Genomic DNA, 16,864 nt, shown 5'->3' with positions numbered 1-16,864 from the left:
GTGTCCTTCTCCCCACTTCATGCACATATTTACTCATCATTGGGCACTAACCTTTTGGTCATAAATTCGAGCTAAAGTCGTCATTTATCTATTACTATTAATAACTTAAGCCAACCAATAGATTGTAATGATTTTTAACTAAGGCTTGTTTTTTGCATCGTTTAGCTTTGCTTTTTATGTGAATCTATACATAAACCTACATGACACAGCGTCGTAAACTAGCTGGATTTCAGACTGAATGCGCTTTGTGCGCGCTTTTCTAAAAACAACACGAGGCCATATGCAAGAATTTATACAAAAGATGCCAAAAGCCGAACTCCATGTTCATATTGAAGGCACGTTAGAACCAGAGCTGAGCTTTGCACTAGCTCAGAAAAATGGCATAAGGCTTAATGCTGAAACCCCAGAGCAAATGATTGCCGCTTATAACTTTCACGACCTGCCTTCCTTTTTAGATATCTATTACGCAGGTATGAGTGTACTAATTGAAGAGGAAGACTTTTACGCACTTACCATGGCTTATTTTGAAAAAGCAGCAGCGCAGCAGATTGTGTATGTTGAACTCTTTTTCGACCCCCAAGCACATACATCCCGTGGTGTAGATTTCGATACTGTGATTAACGGTATCTATCAAGCGCAACTAGATGCAAGTACCAAGCTTGGTGTACAAAGCAATCTTATATTGTGTTTTCTACGTGACATGTCGGCCGAGTCGGCTATGAAACACTTACTCATGGCTGAACCTCATTTGAGTAAACTTATTGGTGTGGGATTAGATTCAGATGAACACAATAACCCACCATCTTAATTTGCAGAGGTGTTTGCTAAAGCCCGTGAGTGGGGATTAAAACTCACTATGCATTGCGATGTGAACCAACACAATACCCTAGAGCACATTCGCCAAGTATTAGAAGATATCGATGTAGACAGAATAGATCACGGCGTAAATATTTTAGCCTCAGACGCATTATGCGACTTAGTGAAACAAAAAAATATTGGGTTAACCATTTGCCCAGTATCGAATCAATTCGTAGTGCAATCACTAACCTCAACCGAAATAAAAACCATGCTTGAACGTGGATTAATGCCAACGATTAATTCAGACGATCCTTCCTATTTTCGTGCTTATTTAAATGAAAACCTTATTGCGCTTCAGCAGGAAGGTGGGTTTAGCGAAGATGAGCTAAGTACGTTAGTGGCGAACAGCTTTAAGGCAAGCTGGCTGAGTACGGCTGAAAAAGAGCAATATTTAGCGGGGCTCAATGATTATTTAGCCAAATGTGCTTAATAGGTAATATTGTTGTAGTTATTTAGCTTCTTGAGTAAGTAAACAGTGCTAACACTGCTTACTTACTTTTTAAGTTACCTAACTAGGCTTTTGTTTTCATCACGTAAATCGAACACAGAACGGCAATGCCCCCGCAGACTGAAAATACACCACTGTCTGCCACAGGTAAAAACTCAAGTGCCGAGGTTAAAAACTGACCCGAGAATACCGCCATGGCAAACCACGCTAAGTTCCTGCCCATATTCGTATCAGAGCTACGCTCAACGGTGGCATGATTAAGTAGTGGTATAGAAAACCCGAATCCCGTACCTGCAAATAGCGATGCCACAACAAGTAAACTCGTGGTTTCAGCAATAGCGAAGATTGCATGGGCTGCGGCAAAGCTTAAAAAAGCCAAAAATAACGTTACTTTCTCAGATTTAGCATTAACCACATGTGGCATAACCAGCGCAGATAAAACAGCCATTAGTGAGATAAAAGACAGTAAATAGCCCGTTTCGGCTTCGCTGTAACCTAAATCGCCAAGATGACTGGGCAGCGTTATAAACATACTAAAAAACAGTGACATGGCTAATACGGCATGGAGTAAGACAGACCGTAAGTTTTCATTAATTTGGCCACTTTCGCTAAGAGTAACACCCTGAGTTTCAGGCTCTTTACGAGGAATGCTAATCGCAGTTAGCACCAAACAAACCAATGCCAGCCCGTAGAGCAAGAACGGCGCTCTCCAATCAATTTCACTTAACAAGCCACCTAAAAACAGGATTATTACGCCGCCTAGTTCAATGGCCATGCCTTGTTTAGCAATGACAGAAAGCCTAGATTTGCCGTGGTACCACTGTGAAATAATCGCGGTGCCTGATGCCATTACTCCTGCAGCAAAACCACCTAATAAAATTCGATCGATACTTACCCATAACAGGCCGTATACCCAAATACCACCAATACCTAATAGTAAGTATCCCCACAAGGCTATGACTAGGGTTTTGCGAGCCCCAACACTATCAATGAGTTTTCCAAAAAATGACGCAAATAAAATAGCGCCTAATGCCGGCAAGGTGATGAGCAAGGGTGCAAATTCACTTACACCTAGGGCAGGTGCAATAGAGTTTAATCCAGGCGCTAATACCGCCCCTACCATGATGGTTAACATTGAAATCACTAATAAAGTAATTTCTCCAAAACGTGATAACTGCATAAAACCCCATTGAAACTAAATTAACTCGGCTTGTATTTTACGCATTGGCAATCTATCCGTTAAATGATAATTTTACACACCTTTAATGCATATTCAGCATTAATCTAACGGTACGAGTCTAGCTTTCATGAACCTAAAGCACATGTACACCTTTGTTGAAGTAGCTCAATGCAAAAGCTTTTCATTAGCTGCTACGCGTTTACATACTGTTCAAAGCGCGGTTAGCCGCCATATTAATGCACTAGAGTCATCCCTAAACGTTAAGCTTTTTGAGCGTACTACGCGTTATGTGGAGTTAACTGCACCTGGAAAAGTATTTCTTCGCCATGTTGAAGATATCTTAGCCCATTACCAACAAGCTCAATATGAAACCCAGCGCGTTGCGAACGGTAAACAGGGGTTGCTGCGTATTGGTTACTTAAGTTCCGCCTGCGCGCATTTTATGCCCGAATTATTAAAACGCTTCTCGCTAAGTGAGCCACTCATTGATGTACAAATATTTGAAATGACTGCCGCACAGCAACTAGAAGCTTTTAGTGAAGGCAGAATAGATATAGGCTTTTCACGACCTATCGATGGCGGCTATAGTGGTTTAATCAATCAGCAACATTTAACCGATGATCCTATTGTTCTTGTGGTGTCTGAAGCGCACCCATTGTCGAAAAATAGCAGCGTGAATTTGGCTGACTTAGCACCTTACCCCCTCACTCTTTTTGCCCGTGAACAAGCATCCAGCTTATTTGATGCCATTATCAGTGCATTCCACCGCGTGCAAGTACAACCTAAAGTAAGTAATGAGCCCAGTAGTATGCAAGCGCTACTAACCCACATAGCCAGTACACAACATGTTGCGTTAGTGCCTAGCTGCATTAAGAATTTACAAACACAAGGTTGTGAGTTTATATCGCTTACTATGCCGCTGTCCGTGCCTTTAGAAATGCACTGGCAAGCTAACGGCGTACCGGTGACTGAAACATGGTTAAGTTGGTGTGCTAGTCAAACACTGACATTTTAGAGACGGTGATAGACCATGAAAGTTGGTTAGCGAGAACAGTCGAATGAAAATCAAAGAGGAACAGGAAAAAGGAAAAAGATACCAGAAAGAAAAATGGCGTGAAAAAGATTTTCACGCCACTTTATTTCTATACAAGGTCTGGATTTCTATACAAGGTCAGAGTTTCGTGACCAATACCGAATTTCGTTACCAAGTTAGATCATCTGGAATGTCGTAGTCGGCATACCAATCATCTTGCGCTTCTTCTTTACCATCGCTGTCGCTGGTGTCTAAGTCGGCACGGTAGATAATAAAGCTATCGTCACGCTGCGCAATTTTATCCGCTACAGGTGTAGGCACAAGTTCATAAGCATCACCTAAAATCACCACGGTTAAGCGGCCTTTAGTCACTTGCTTGTGCATTTCAGCGCTTACATACATTCGCTTCACAACATTATCGTGAGTAAAATTCAGTACGGTATCGCCTTTTCGCGGCTGTTTATTCACATCAATGAGTTGACGCACTTGCGCAGCAATAGAGCGCTTTTCACGCTCTTGTTGTTGCAACTGGTTCAGCTCACGTGAACGGGCTTTCTTTTCTTCAGCGGCTTTCTGAGCAGCGATAGTCGCTTCGTCCACCACACCTTGGTTGTTCTTTGTCTTTTGCTTATTCTTTTTGCGCTTTTCAGCACGAGCCTGCTTAGCAGAACCTTTGTCTGCTATGCCGGCTTTTAATAATTGATCCTGTAACGAGGCCATATACTAAATCTCTTTGTTACTTTTCTCTTTATTTCTTTTTGGCTTTCGCTTTGGTTTTAGCTGCAGGTTTACTGGCGGCTTGTGTTTCCCACTTACCGTCGTTATACCATGCCGACCAACCTGTGGCTTTACCCGCTTCATTTTCCGACATCACATATTGCTGCTTGGTCTTACGACTATAGCGAACAATGGCAAGGTTACCTTCCGGATCCTTTTGCGGTGCATCGGCTAGGTAATAGAATTTTTCAGATATTCTATCTCTAAAGCGCGCCAGCTCTTCCACTTTCGGCGCACGCGTTTCCCGAGATTTAGGGAAGTTATGTGCGGCCATGAAAATACCTGAAGCGCCATCGCGTAATACAAAGTGCGCATCCGACTTTTCACAAGGAAGCTCTGGTAAATCTACCGGATCTTCTTTAGGTGGCGCAGCCTCGCCGTTACGTAATAATTTACGCGTGTTTTTACATTCTTCGTTGGTACAGCCGAAGTATTTACCAAAGCGACCGTTTTTCAGTTCCATGTCACTGCCACACTTATCACATTCGATAATGGGCCCGTCGTAACCTTTTATCTTGAACGTACCAGTCTCAACTAAGGTACCTTCACAGGTCGGTGTATTACCACACACATGCAGCTTACGGGTTTCGTCCACTAAGTAGCTGTCCATGGCAGTACTGCATATTGGACAACGCTTCTTAGCACGCAACGCCTCGGTTTCTAATTCTTCCTCGTCATCTACCTTCACCACTTCATCACCTGGGGTCAGGTTCATGGTGTTAGTGCAACGTTCTTTTGGCGGTAAATTGTAGCCAGAACACCCAAGGAATACGCCAGTAGACGCCGTACGCACGTTCATTTCACGTCCGCACTTGTCACATGTAATACCCGACGGAATAGCTTGATTAAGGCGCATTCCGCCTTCTTCAGGGGCTTTCTCGGCATTCAGCAACTTGCCATAAAAATCGCTGTAGAACAGATTGAGTACGTCTTTCCAATCTTTGTTACCTTCCGCTATATCATCAAGCTGTTGCTCCATGTTGGCGGTAAAGTCAAAACTCATTAGGTCGTCAAAGTTTTCCATCAAACGGTCGTTAACGATTTCACCCATTTTTTCAGCATAAAAACGCTTATTTTCAAGGCGAACATAACCGCGATCTTGAATGGTCGAAATAATACTTGCGTAAGTTGAAGGTCGGCCGATGCCTCGTTTTTCCAGCTCTTTTACCAAAGACGCTTCGTTAAAACGCGCCACTGGTTTAGTGAAGTGCTGCTTAGGATCAAGTGCATTTAAGTTTAATACATCGCCTTTTTGAACATCAGGCAGCATCAACTCTTCTTCGCCTTTTTTGCGAAGCTGTGGTTGAACACGTGTCCAGCCATCAAACTTCAACACACGGCCTTTGGCTGTTAACTCGTAATTGTTTGCACCTACTCTAATGGTGGTAGCATCATATTTAGCCGGCGTCATTTGACACGCAACGAACTGGCGCCAAATAAGCTCGTATAAACGCTGAGCATCCCGTTCCATATCACCTAAATGTGCAGCATTTACCTTAACACTTGAAGGACGAATGGCTTCGTGCGCCTCTTGCGCGCCTTCTTTACTGCCATAGCGATTCGGCGATTCTGGTAGGTATTTGCTCCCAAAATTGTCTTCGATATACGCGCGGCAACTATCAAGCGCTTCTTGGCTCAAGTTCGTTGAGTCAGTACGCATATAAGTGATGTAACCCGCTTCATACAAGCGCTGCGCCATCATCATGGTTTTCTTAACACCAAAACCTAAACGCGTACTCGCAGCTTGCTGTAGCGTTGAAGTAATAAACGGTGCTGAAGGTCGGCTAGATGTAGGCTTAGATTCACGGCTTTCAACTAAGTACTTAGCGCCGTTCAAATCTTCTAATGCTTTGTCTGCTTGCGCTTTATTAACCGGTTTAAACGCTTTGCCTTCATGTTTGGCCACCAACATACGCAGCGCCGCTTTTTGCTCGCTGGTTAAGTCGGCGTGAATATCCCAAAACTCTTCTGGAACAAACGCTTTAATTTCGCGCTCACGATCTACCACTAGGCGAACAGCAACCGATTGAACACGGCCCGCAGACAAGCCACGTGCTATCTTTTTCCATAGCAATGGCGACACCATAAAGCCAACAACGCGGTCGAGGAAACGTCTAGCTTGCTGTGCATTTACACGAGCAACATTAACTTCGCCGGGGTCTGAGAAGGCTTCTTGAATAGCGTTTTTGGTAATTTCGTTAAACACCACGCGCTGATAGGTTTTGCCTTTACTGCCCAGCAATTCTTGTAAATGCCACGCAATAGCTTCCCCTTCTCTATCCAAATCCGTTGCGAGATAGATAGTGTCAGCGTCTTTGGCCAAGCGTTTAAGCTCGTTAACCACTTTTTCTTTACCCTGCAAAACCTGATAGTGGGCTTTCCAGTTTTGTTCTGGGTCTACACCCATGCGGTCAACAAGTTTTAAATATTCATGTCTGCGAAGATATTCTTGTTTGTCTTCTTCGCTATAAGTTTTGAGTTCTTTCGCTGGCTTTTTGGGCTCAACTTTACCCAATGCCTTCGTAGGCAGATCGCGAACATGGCCGACAGAACTTTTTACGATAAAATCTTTACCAAGATATTTATTTATCGTTTTCGCTTTGGCTGGCGACTCGACTATGACTAGAGATTTTGCCATATAATTGAATTAAACCTATTGATTCTAAAGGACTATTTTAGTCATTCTCAAAGATAAAGGGCCCGTAGACTGTGCTATTAGGGTGCCCGTGCTTTTTTAACATATATCGACAAAGTGAATGGAAAACAAGATCTTCTTAATAGTTATTCTTGCGATTGCTTCAATCCCGCTCAATTCCTGTTCACTTTTCAACCACCTCGATTGGCAAGGCGTATAAAAACCGTATAATGCCAGCCATTATGCCTTTGCGCCTAGTAATTAACAGGCATTTATTATGCTTATTAATTCGCGGCTAACAAAAAATGAGACGTTTGCTTCACTATAAATACACCCAAAATCATGGGTTGTGCATTTATAGGGTAGCGGTCAAACGCTCAAACACCAAATAGAGGGAAAGTATGAAGCAATTTGAAGTTAACTTTGATGGGCTTGTCGGCCCAACCCACAACTACGCCGGACTCTCGTTTGGTAATGTTGCTTCTCTGAACAATGCCAATGCAGTTAGTAGCCCTAAGCAAGCAGCTAAACAAGGTTTACTTAAAATGAAAGCCTTGTCTGACATGGGCATGATGCAAGGTGTACTTGCCCCTCAAGAACGCCCAGACATAGCTGCATTACGTCGACTCGGCTTTTCTGGTTCAGATGCCAGAGTGCTAGAAAGCGCTGCAAAGCAATCTAGAGAGATTTTTCTAGCATGCTGCTCTGCATCAAGCATGTGGACAGCAAACGCCGCTACAGTCTCTCCAAGCGCCGATACGGCTGATGGCCGCGTGCATTTTACACCTGCAAACCTAACAAACAAGTTTCATCGTTCGTTAGAGCCGCAAGTGACAGGCAATATTTTAAAAGCGACCTTCGCAAATGAAAAACACTTTGCCCACCACTTACACCTACCAGATAACGAACATTTTGGCGATGAAGGCGCAGCAAACCACACTCGTTTGTGTTCAGATTACAGCCATGCAGGAGTAGAACTCTTCGTTTATGGCCGTCACGCTTTCGACCCAAGTAAACCAGCGCCCACTAAATTCCCTGCCCGCCAAACATTAGAAGCATGCCAAGCTGTTGCTCGCTTGCATGGGTTAAGCGAAGAAGGCGTGGTGTACATGCAGCAAAACCCTGATGTTATCGACCAAGGGGTTTTCCATAACGATGTAATCGCTGTGGGCAACCAGAACGTATTGTTCTACCATGACCAAGCTTTTTATAAAAAAGAGGCCGGGCTAAAAGAATTACAAACTAAGTTTGGTGATTCACCACTTCATCTTATTGAAGTACCTACTGACGAAGTATCAGTTCAAGATGCCATTAAAACTTATCTTTTCAATACTCAAATCATCACCTTACCTAATGGTGATATGACGATTATTGCACCCACAGACTGTGAAGAAAACGAAGCGGTTAAGCGTTATTTAGACAAGCTAGTTACCTTGGGCACGCCAATAAAATCGGTGAACTATTTTGATGTTAAGCAAAGTATGCGTAATGGTGGCGGCCCTGCCTGCTTACGTTTACGTGTAGCCATGAATGACCAAGAGCTCGATGCGGTAAATCCATCAACCTTAATTAACGACCTTCAGTTTGCACGTCTTAACAAATGGGTAGATAAACATTACCGTGATGTACTCGCTGAAGACGATTTACGCGACCCTCAATTGCTTATTGAATCGCGTACTGCACTGGATGAACTTACCCAGTTATTAAAGTTGGGTTCTGTATATCCATTCCAACAAGATTAGTTATTGTTTTAACAATAAAAAAGCCGGCTTTCACCGGCTTTTTTGTGATAGTTGAAATGGTATTAATTAATAGTACTGCAATTGGCTTCGGACCCGAATGGGTTTGCAGGTAGCCCAGCCCCTTCATTGGTCAAGTCGTCAGAAGAAATCCCCAAGCTATAATAGTGATTTTGACTTGCTTCACTACCTGTAGACTGACCGAAAATAGTAATCACAATATCATACCAACCACCATAATTTGCCGGATAGCGATACTCAAGTTCTGCTTGACCATTTTCATCAGTTACGCTTGTATCAGCAAAAGTTAAGGTTCCTACAATACCGGGAGTTAAAAACCCATCATTATTATTATCTTCACCGGAATCTAAAATCCCATCACCGTCAATGTCTTCATTCTGACAGGTAGCTGTAACATACAGAACATGAATAGACTCGTCTTCATCCCAATCTGAAAAGCCCTTCCGATATGTGCCGCCATCGCTGTACTTAACTGGCGTACCTGAAGCTGTTAACTCAACGCCACTAACCGGCTGTCCTGCTGAATCAGAAACAAACACAGCAAAGCGTTTTAGATAAGTGGTTGAATCAGGCTCTTCGATTTCATTGCCCGTGCCAATTGAAATATCAAATGCTCTGTCACCTACTGTCATATACACTTCATCAGTAATTGTTTCATCGCTTGCTACAGAAGCACGAACAATAACCGCATCTTCACTTGAAGGCGCGCCCGAAGTAAATACCGTAGAGGCAATACCGCTGCTGTCGGTAGTAGATTGTGAAGGTGAAATAGAACCTGTAGATACGTCATCCACATTGAAATTAACCACGGTATTTTTAACTAAGTTACCTGAAGGGTCTCTAACAACTGCAGTAATGGTACTTGTTTGACCATCAGGCCCGATAATATCTGGTGTTGCATCGGCAATCAAAGTAGCAGGCTCAACCGCGACAAATTCTACTTGCGCTACCGCATTCACTGTAGACTCATTACCCGCTTCAGTTCCTGTGGCAGTAATTGAAGCAAAACCGGCATTGTCAGACTCTATTGAGATAGAGGCAATACCATCAGCTCCAGTGGTTACAAGCGCTGCGCCAATAATCTCTCCGCGAGAAGTACTAAATGTTACGTTATTACCAACAGCCGGAGTACCATCTTGTAGCCATTGGACACTAATTGTGGCTGATTCATTCAATGATATTTCTTCATCCGGCACTACCACAAAACTAAATTCGTCTTGTTGAACCTCTAATTCAAATTCTACTGACGCATTAAGTGACGAAGCTGTAATTGTATCTTCACCAGATGTGGTTGCCGTGTAAGTAATGGTAGCTTGTCCATCAGCCCCGGTATTCACTGAGGTTTCGCTAAGCGAACCGTTCTCAGCTTCTAATAGGATAGTTTGATTAACAATGGCTACCCCATCAGAATCTTGTACTCGTAACGTATATTCGGCGGTGTCATTCAATATGACTGAGTTTGCACCATTAATCGTCACCTCTGTGCCGGTGATCAAAATATCAACGGTTTCAACTAAAGCGCCGGTTTGGGCCGTTAGGGTTACCATGCGGTTCGACGCATCATTCTGAGTAGACACTAACGCTCTGGCAGTACCATCGGCGGTAGTGGTAGATTGCGTTAATTGCAATTCAACCCCGGCTTCATTACTAGCAGAAAAATTAACCTCAACCCCTTCCATCAACACACTTTGTTCGTTTTTAATTAATGCAATGAGCTCAATGTCATCTGAACCACTTGAAGCCAACTGAACCGCACTGGCATATAATTGCAGCGATGCAGGGTCCTCGCTAACGGTCACACTTCCAGTAGAACTGAAGGTAGTCGTGTCACTTTCAAGGGTTGAAAGTGTAGCTGTTAATTCCCCATCTCCCGATGCAGTGCCAACAGCCACGCTGATACTCGCGATACCATTCTCGTTAGTACGGGCAGTACCTGTATCATTTCCAAAAACTGCTAATTCGTCATTGCTAAGCGTGAAGGTAACGATTAGGTCTTCTTGTGGCTCACCCTCACTGTTCAATACTGTCGCTACTGCGGTTAAGCTATTTTCTGAAGACAAGTCGCTGTCTGCTTCTCCCGCGGCGTTTTGCAATTCCAACGAGACAGTAGTTGCTGGTTCAACCGTTGCGCTGCCCACTGCCGAAAAAGTAGTAGAGCCGCTTTCCCCACTGCTCAAGCTTCCTGTGATTTCACCATCACCTGAGGCAGTACTAGCATTAATAGTTATTCTTGCGACCCCGCTGTCATCGGTTCGCGCTGTACCGGTATCGTTCCCGAACACGGCTAGGTCGCTATTACTTACTGAAAACGTGACAAGTTGGTCGGCTTGGGCTACACCGTCGGTGTCGGTAACAGTGGCAATAACGGTAAGAGAATTGTCGGAGGTTAGGATGCGGTCAGTTTCACCGCTGGCGTTTTGAACGGTTAATACGACATTAACAGTAGCGGAGGAACCACTGCCATCATCTGATCCATCGCTATCATCTCTAGAGACTGAATCGCCTCCCCCGCACGCTGTTAGTATAAATATTGCACTAAATAGCCAGAGTGTCTTAGACAAGACTCGCGTAATTTGTCGCATAATTCGTTCCTGAACCTCTATAAATGACAATTGGGTCGTTTTTTATGTTTTAAAATCAATAGAATCTGTCACACTAAATAAAAATATAAAAATGTACAGGGAATTTTAATGTCTCAATCTGCACATAAATTTAGTTTAACCACCAGAATCTTTATCGGCATGATTGCCGGTATCGTGATTGGTGTGCTCCTTCAACTATCATTCGATGATAGCGGAGATTTCACTTTTTCGGTATTTGGTTTCCAGTTCTCTGCGTATAGCATTTTTGTAGATGGTATATTTTCTACCCTTGGGCAGATTTTTATCGCTAGTTTAAAGATGTTGGTGGTGCCATTAGTATTTGTTTCGCTTATTTGCGGTACCAGTACACTTTCCGACCCAAGTAAATTAGGTCGTTTAGGCGCTAAATCTGTTGGGCTTTATGTTGTCACGACTGCAATAGCAATCACACTGGCAATGAGTATGGCTTTACTTATTTCTCCAGGAGAAGGGTTAAACCTAACCACTGAAACGTCTTTTGAAGCGAAGACTGCACCCAGTCTTGGTGACGTAATCGTTAATATGTTTCCTAGTAACCCTATTAATTCGATGGCGCAAGGCAACATGCTTCAAATCATCGTGTTTGCTGTGTTATTCGGTATTTCAATGGCGATGACTGGCGAAGCCGGCAAGCGAGTCAGTGCGTTTTTTGAAGATATCAACACGGTTATCATGCGCCTGGTAACCATCATCATGAACCTAGCGCCTTACGGTGTGTTTGTGTTGATGGCTAAACTATTCTCTACCATTGGTGGCGACACCATCTTTAGCTTGGCAAAATACTTTTTCTTAGTATTTGGTGTGCTTATCATTCATGGATTAGTGACCTACTCAATATTGCTCAAACTATTGAGCGGCTTGAGCCCAGTTGTGCTGCTGAAAAAAATGCGCGATGCAGCCTTGTTTGCGTTTAGTACCTCAAGCAGTAGCGCTACGTTGCCAGTGACCATGGAAACGGCGCGAAACAAACTGGGTATTAACAATTCAGTCGCGTCTTTCACCCTTCCCTTGGGCGCTACCATAAATATGGATGGCACCGCGATTATGCAGGGCGTGGCGACCGTATTTATTGCACAAGTTTATGGCGTGGATTTGAGTCTAGGCGATTACATGATGGTGGTATTAACCGCTACCCTCGCCTCTATTGGTACGGCTGGTGTGCCAGGAGTAGGCTTAATCATGCTTGCCATGGTATTGCAGCAAGTTAACCTACCTGTTGAAGGTATAGCACTGATTATTGGTGTCGACCGCTTACTTGATATGACCCGTACTGCGGTAAATATCACGGGTGACTGTATGGTGTCATGCGTAGTCGCGAAAAGCGAAGGTGGGCTTGATGAAGATGTTTATTACAACGAACATGCCGGTGAAAAAGAAGAAGACGTGAATTTCAACGAGTTTGATAAGAACGCCTAATTCCCTCTTCCCGTTCGAATATGACAAAAGGGTTAGCACTTCAATTTGCTAACCCTTTTTTGTTGCCTGTTCCATTGTATTGTCCAGTAGGCATGCACTTGTGAATTGTGATGTACTGATTGTTTTAGATACATTGCTAAGCACATCGGCGCTGTAGCACGTTTGATCAAACGCTTTTAATGAAGGGATTGAGAGGGAGACACTTTCGTCGCTTTATGGGCTGGGTACCAAGTTGCTAATACGGACATGATGATGGCGACCACACAGGTGACTACCACGTCTTGCCACATAAGTGCAGAAGGTAAGAAATCGATAAAATAGATATCGCCTGATAACACTTCTACCCCAAAAACACCCTCTAAGAACTTCACAATACGTGAAAGATTAGGGGCAATAATAACAGCAAGGGTTACCCCTACTACTATACCAATGAGTCCATTCAGCACACCTTGGAACATAAACGTGCGCCGAATTAGTGTGTCGGTCGCGCCCATGGTTTTTAAGATAGCGATGGCAGGTTGTTTTTCTCGTACTGCCATCACTAATGACGACACAATGTTAAAACACGCCACGGCAATCACCAGCACCAATGCAATATACACAACGGTGCGAACGAGCTGAATGTCGTTGTACAAATGGCCTTGGGTACGGGTCCAATCTGACATATAGACCGCTTGAGGGTAGCTATAACCTATATCTCGCATGGTGATATAGGCCGAAAATGGATCGTGTAATGTGAAGCGCATACCCAATGCTTGGCCATCTATGCCAGCGGCCGCGGAAGCTTTCGCAAGGTGCATTAACCCCAGTTGATTATCTAGCTCGCCGCCAACATGCATGAAGCCTGCAACTGTTAACGTTATTGATGTAGGTGCGCTAAAGCGTAAATCTTTCGTGGTGACGGGAATAAGCGCCTGTACGGTATCACCCACCACGATATTAAGCTTGTTGGCAATTCCCTTACCTATCAGCACACTGTCGCTGTTTAGCGCGAAGTTTTGCCAATGCTCGTTCGTTACTTGCCGGCTGAAAGTGTTTTGCGCATCTGCTGCAATGCCCGTCAATGAAATCGCCTTTAACTCACCTTTGAATTGCAACATGCCGGTAAGCTCGGTGTAAGGCTCAACCTTAGCAATTCTAGGGTCTTGATTAAGTCGATACAGCTGCGCATCTAAGTTCTCAATACCCGTCTTGTCGGTGCTATATAACTCGCCATGAGGAATAACGGTTAAAATACGTTGCGTTAGCTCTCTCTCAAAACCGTTCATGACACTTAGCAAGATAATTAACACGAAACAGCCGAGGCCTATGCCTACGGTTGAAGACATAGAAATGAATGAGATGAAACGATTTTGGACTTTGGCTCGACGAAATCGTTTAGCAAGTTGCCATGCCAGCGCCACTAGGGTTGTTCCTCTGTTGCGGCGTTTAGTAATTCACCATCTTTAATGCGAAGTACTCTGTCCATACGATTAGCAAGCGTAATATCGTGTGTTACCACAACAAAAGCCGTTTGTTTTTGCTCACTTAAGCGTTTCAACAACTGATAAATCTGTTCACCTGTGGTGGCATCTAAATTACCGGTTGGCTCATCAGCAAGAACAACTGAAGGAGATGTGACCAATGCCCGTGCAATGGCAACCCTTTGACGTTCGCCACCTGAGAGCGCGCTAGGTAAATGATCAGCACGGTGAGAAAGCCCTACATCGTTAAGTAAGGCGTTTGCTTTTGCATTAGCGGCAGTAGCACTCTCGCCGCCAATTCGAAGGGGCATGGCAACATTTTCAAGCGCAGTGAATTCACCTAGCAAGTGATGGAATTGATAAATAAACCCCATTTCCTTGTTTCGCAAGGCTGCTAGCTGTTTCGCATTTAAATGGGTTAGTGACTCACCTTTAAACCACACTTCACCGCTTGTGGGCGTGTCTAAACCGCCAAGCAAATGCAGCAAGGTACTTTTTCCTGAACCAGAGCTACCTAAAATGGCTACATGCTCACTCGCATTGATAGAAAGTGAAATGTTATTAAGGACAGGCGTACTATTCTCGCCTTCTTGATAAATTTTACAGATTTTGCGGCAATGTAATACGTCCTGCATGCAGCCGTTCTTCGTCTTTTAACAATAACTGCATGGTATCGCGGAACGACTGGCACGCCAACCGATTAATGGGTTTGGGACGACAGCGCAATGGTATTTGCTAAATTCTCAACCGATTGCGGTTTACCAAATAACCACCCTTGCCCATACTCAACATTCATGTTCACCAGTTCCTGACACTGCTCAGTGTTTTCAACACCTTCGGCAATCAATGTCACTCTCAATTCGTCGGCAATACTGACAATATGGGGGATTAAAGAGGAGCGAATACTGTGATCTTCCATGTCCATCACAAAACTTCGATCGATTTTTAAAAACTCACATTTTAGAGATTTAAGTTGGCTAAGGTTCGAATACCCTACGCCAAAATCGTCTATGGCCATCCAAAAACCTCTGCTTTTGAGGGCTTTTATATGCTTAACCGCACTGCCTGTGGCAAGTTGCTCATCTTCGGTTATCTCAAGAACCAATTTAAAATTCTTGTCATTCATAGTGAGCACCCAGTCTAAGTCGAGCAACTCATCTTTCATAAAGTCTAACGGAAACAGGTTAAATGACACTTTAAAGCCTTCTGGAATATCCTTGTTCTCATTAAGGGCAATCATTGCCGATTCAATCATGACCGTAGTGAACTCCCATGTTTTACCTAACTCTTTGACTTGAGGTATAAATTCGTCAGGGTAAATTGGGCCAAACTCATCTTCGAATCGGCTCAATACTTCACAGCCGACTACTTCGCCAGACTTTAATATTACGAATGGCTGGTACAAACAATAAAACTTACCCGATTTAAGCCCACGGCTAATACGCGATTCTAATGAACGTCTGCGTCTCAAGTAATTAAACGTAAGCATATGAGATATTGCCGCCGTCATTAACATGACACAAACGAACAACACTAATTTGCCTTTATGAATATTAAAAATTCGGCCCTGGTCGGATACCACGCTCAAACAAGTGGCAGAATAATATTTATCACACTTTATCAAACTTAGAGAGAAGTAACTGGTATCAAGTTTTGCGACACCTGGGCCCATGCTCTGTGGCATTAAAGAGGCGTTCCCTGCCATATGGAATAGCTTATCCGCTTTGTAAAAGAGCGCCCAGTCGTGACTAAAGTTTAGACCAATGACCCCATCCATATCTAATACAGCATTGTATCTTCCACGCTTTGCAATAGTGCCTTTAGACTGGTTGTCAAATAGCTCTAACGGCGTATTAATCCAAAATGCATCCCCCAAAGCAGTGACAAAATCTGGGATTGCTTCGTCTATAGGCTGCTTTAAAACCCCTAGGTAAGTACTGCACAATAACTTTCCATCGCCAAAGAAACCAATTTCTTTCACGAAACGAGAGCGAAACAAAGTGCGTCGCATTTCGTTTAAATTTTCTTCACTGCAGGAGTAATAGGGATGGGCATTCAAATAATCTAATGCGGCCTCAGCGTCTTTAAATACCATGTTCACGTTTGACAATATATCTTCGGCACGGGCTTTTTCGTGTCCCTTAATAACTGAGAACATTAATAGGCCAAGCGCTGCGCTAACAAGAACAACAGACAAAAACGATACGGCGATGGCTTTAAGATTGTCAGCTAGTAGAAATTGTTTATGCTCATTATTGCTCATTCGTACCACATAAAATTAAGACGTATTATTGTGCGTATACACATGAAAGTAGTCGAAAATTTGATTATTAGAATAATACTTTAGATGAATTTAAGCATTGCAGAAGATTGAGTTAAGTCAATGAAGTGAACAGAATAAAATTATCTAGCGTTCAAATGATACGCTGCCACAATATTACCTAAAACCGGCTTTGCTGCGGTGGCTAATTATTCAACTGGCTAAGTATTCGGTTGGCCAACAATCATGCGCAATCAGTGAAGATTCACAGCCGATATGGGAAAAGGCTATTATGTGGCGAACCACAAACTAAAGGTAATAATACCGCAAGATAAAAAAGGAGAAGCTAGGTATTGAAAAATCAGGTAGTGAAAAATTAGGTAGAGAGAAACTAGGTAGAAAAAAGATGGCGT

10 protein-coding genes and 1 pseudogene are annotated in these 16,864 nt (G+C 43.5%); 4 read left to right on the top strand and 7 right to left on the bottom strand.

Annotated elements, in window-relative coordinates; translation table 11 throughout:
• The first annotated feature begins 280 nt into the window (after positions 1–280).
• Positions 281–1,288: pseudogene (gene add, locus J8L84_RS10775) on the top strand (adenosine deaminase).
• Between the two features lie 82 nt (positions 1,289–1,370).
• On the opposite strand, the gene J8L84_RS10770 reads toward add, so the two are convergent.
• The gene (locus J8L84_RS10770; RefSeq protein ID WP_211070708.1) at positions 1,371–2,486 is read right to left on the bottom strand and encodes an MFS transporter; all 1,116 of its coding nucleotides are present in this window, start codon (positions 2,484–2,486) and stop codon (positions 1,371–1,373) included.
• A gap of 127 nt (positions 2,487–2,613) precedes the next feature.
• Here J8L84_RS10770 and J8L84_RS10765 point away from each other — a divergent pair, with 127 nt between their 5' ends.
• Positions 2,614–3,501, top strand: a complete 888-nt coding sequence (locus J8L84_RS10765) for a LysR family transcriptional regulator (RefSeq protein ID WP_211070707.1) — start codon at positions 2,614–2,616, stop codon at positions 3,499–3,501.
• Positions 3,502–3,687: 186 nt separating this feature from the next.
• Here the strand turns inward: J8L84_RS10765 and J8L84_RS10760 are convergent, their stop codons facing one another.
• Both J8L84_RS10760 and topA read right to left on the bottom strand, forming a co-directional pair.
• Entirely contained in the window at positions 3,688–4,239 is a 552-nt protein-coding gene (locus J8L84_RS10760) for a DUF2058 domain-containing protein (protein WP_211070706.1), read from the bottom strand.
• A 28-nt stretch (positions 4,240–4,267) separates the two neighbouring features.
• A complete protein-coding gene (gene topA, locus J8L84_RS10755) occupies positions 4,268–6,934 on the bottom strand; it encodes a type I DNA topoisomerase (RefSeq protein WP_211070705.1) in 2,667 nt (888 codons plus the stop codon).
• 398 nt (positions 6,935–7,332) lie between these two features.
• Between topA and astB the strand changes: the two genes are divergently transcribed.
• Positions 7,333–8,673, top strand: a complete 1,341-nt coding sequence (astB, locus tag J8L84_RS10750; RefSeq protein WP_211070704.1) for an N-succinylarginine dihydrolase — start codon at positions 7,333–7,335, stop codon at positions 8,671–8,673.
• 62 nt (positions 8,674–8,735) lie between these two features.
• Here astB and J8L84_RS10745 read toward each other — a convergent pair whose 3' ends face one another.
• Positions 8,736–11,273, bottom strand: a complete 2,538-nt coding sequence (locus tag J8L84_RS10745) for an Ig-like domain-containing protein (RefSeq protein WP_211070703.1) — start codon at positions 11,271–11,273, stop codon at positions 8,736–8,738.
• A gap of 108 nt (positions 11,274–11,381) precedes the next feature.
• Here J8L84_RS10745 and J8L84_RS10740 point away from each other — a divergent pair, with 108 nt between their 5' ends.
• Complete coding sequence (locus J8L84_RS10740; RefSeq protein ID WP_211070702.1) at positions 11,382–12,728, top strand: dicarboxylate/amino acid:cation symporter; 1,347 nt, start codon at positions 11,382–11,384, stop codon at positions 12,726–12,728.
• Between the two features lie 176 nt (positions 12,729–12,904).
• Here the strand turns inward: J8L84_RS10740 and lolE are convergent, their stop codons facing one another.
• The 3 genes from lolE to J8L84_RS10725 all read right to left on the bottom strand — a co-directional run bounded on the left by lolE (position 12,905) and on the right by J8L84_RS10725 (position 16,454).
• Positions 12,905–14,131 carry a lipoprotein-releasing ABC transporter permease subunit LolE gene (gene lolE, locus J8L84_RS10735; RefSeq protein WP_211070701.1) on the bottom strand — a complete coding sequence of 409 codons (1,227 nt, stop codon included), beginning with the start codon at positions 14,129–14,131 and terminating at the stop codon, positions 12,905–12,907.
• Positions 14,131–14,826 (bottom strand): lipoprotein-releasing ABC transporter ATP-binding protein LolD, encoded by a 696-nt coding sequence (gene lolD / locus J8L84_RS10730; protein ID WP_211070700.1) that lies wholly within the window; start codon positions 14,824–14,826, stop codon positions 14,131–14,133. The genes lolE and lolD overlap by 1 nt, the downstream gene beginning before the upstream one ends.
• 65 nt (positions 14,827–14,891) lie before the next feature.
• Positions 14,892–16,454 (bottom strand): EAL domain-containing protein, encoded by a 1,563-nt coding sequence (locus tag J8L84_RS10725; protein WP_211070699.1) that lies wholly within the window; start codon positions 16,452–16,454, stop codon positions 14,892–14,894.
• Between the last annotated feature and the right edge of the window lie 410 nt (positions 16,455–16,864).

Source organism: Alteromonas sp. MMG017, from assembly GCF_018100795.1.
In the GTDB taxonomy this organism is placed as follows: domain Bacteria; phylum Pseudomonadota; class Gammaproteobacteria; order Enterobacterales; family Alteromonadaceae; genus Alteromonas.
Note: the sequence above shows the minus strand (reverse complement) of the source record. Positions and strands in the feature narration are given on the sequence as shown.

Coding starts and splice junctions, on each gene's coding strand:
- J8L84_RS10770 (WP_211070708.1), bottom strand. CDS start 2,486: ATGCAGTTATCACGTTTTGGAGAAATTACTTTATTAGTGATTTCAATG.
- J8L84_RS10765 (WP_211070707.1), top strand. CDS start 2,614: ATGAACCTAAAGCACATGTACACCTTTGTTGAAGTAGCTCAATGCAAA.
- J8L84_RS10760 (WP_211070706.1), bottom strand. CDS start 4,239: ATGGCCTCGTTACAGGATCAATTATTAAAAGCCGGCATAGCAGACAAA.
- topA (WP_211070705.1), bottom strand. CDS start 6,934: ATGGCAAAATCTCTAGTCATAGTCGAGTCGCCAGCCAAAGCGAAAACG.
- astB (WP_211070704.1), top strand. CDS start 7,333: ATGAAGCAATTTGAAGTTAACTTTGATGGGCTTGTCGGCCCAACCCAC.
- J8L84_RS10745 (WP_211070703.1), bottom strand. CDS start 11,273: ATGCGACAAATTACGCGAGTCTTGTCTAAGACACTCTGGCTATTTAGT.
- J8L84_RS10740 (WP_211070702.1), top strand. CDS start 11,382: ATGTCTCAATCTGCACATAAATTTAGTTTAACCACCAGAATCTTTATC.
- lolD (WP_211070700.1), bottom strand. CDS start 14,826: ATGCAGGACGTATTACATTGCCGCAAAATCTGTAAAATTTATCAAGAA.
- J8L84_RS10725 (WP_211070699.1), bottom strand. CDS start 16,454: ATGAGCAATAATGAGCATAAACAATTTCTACTAGCTGACAATCTTAAA.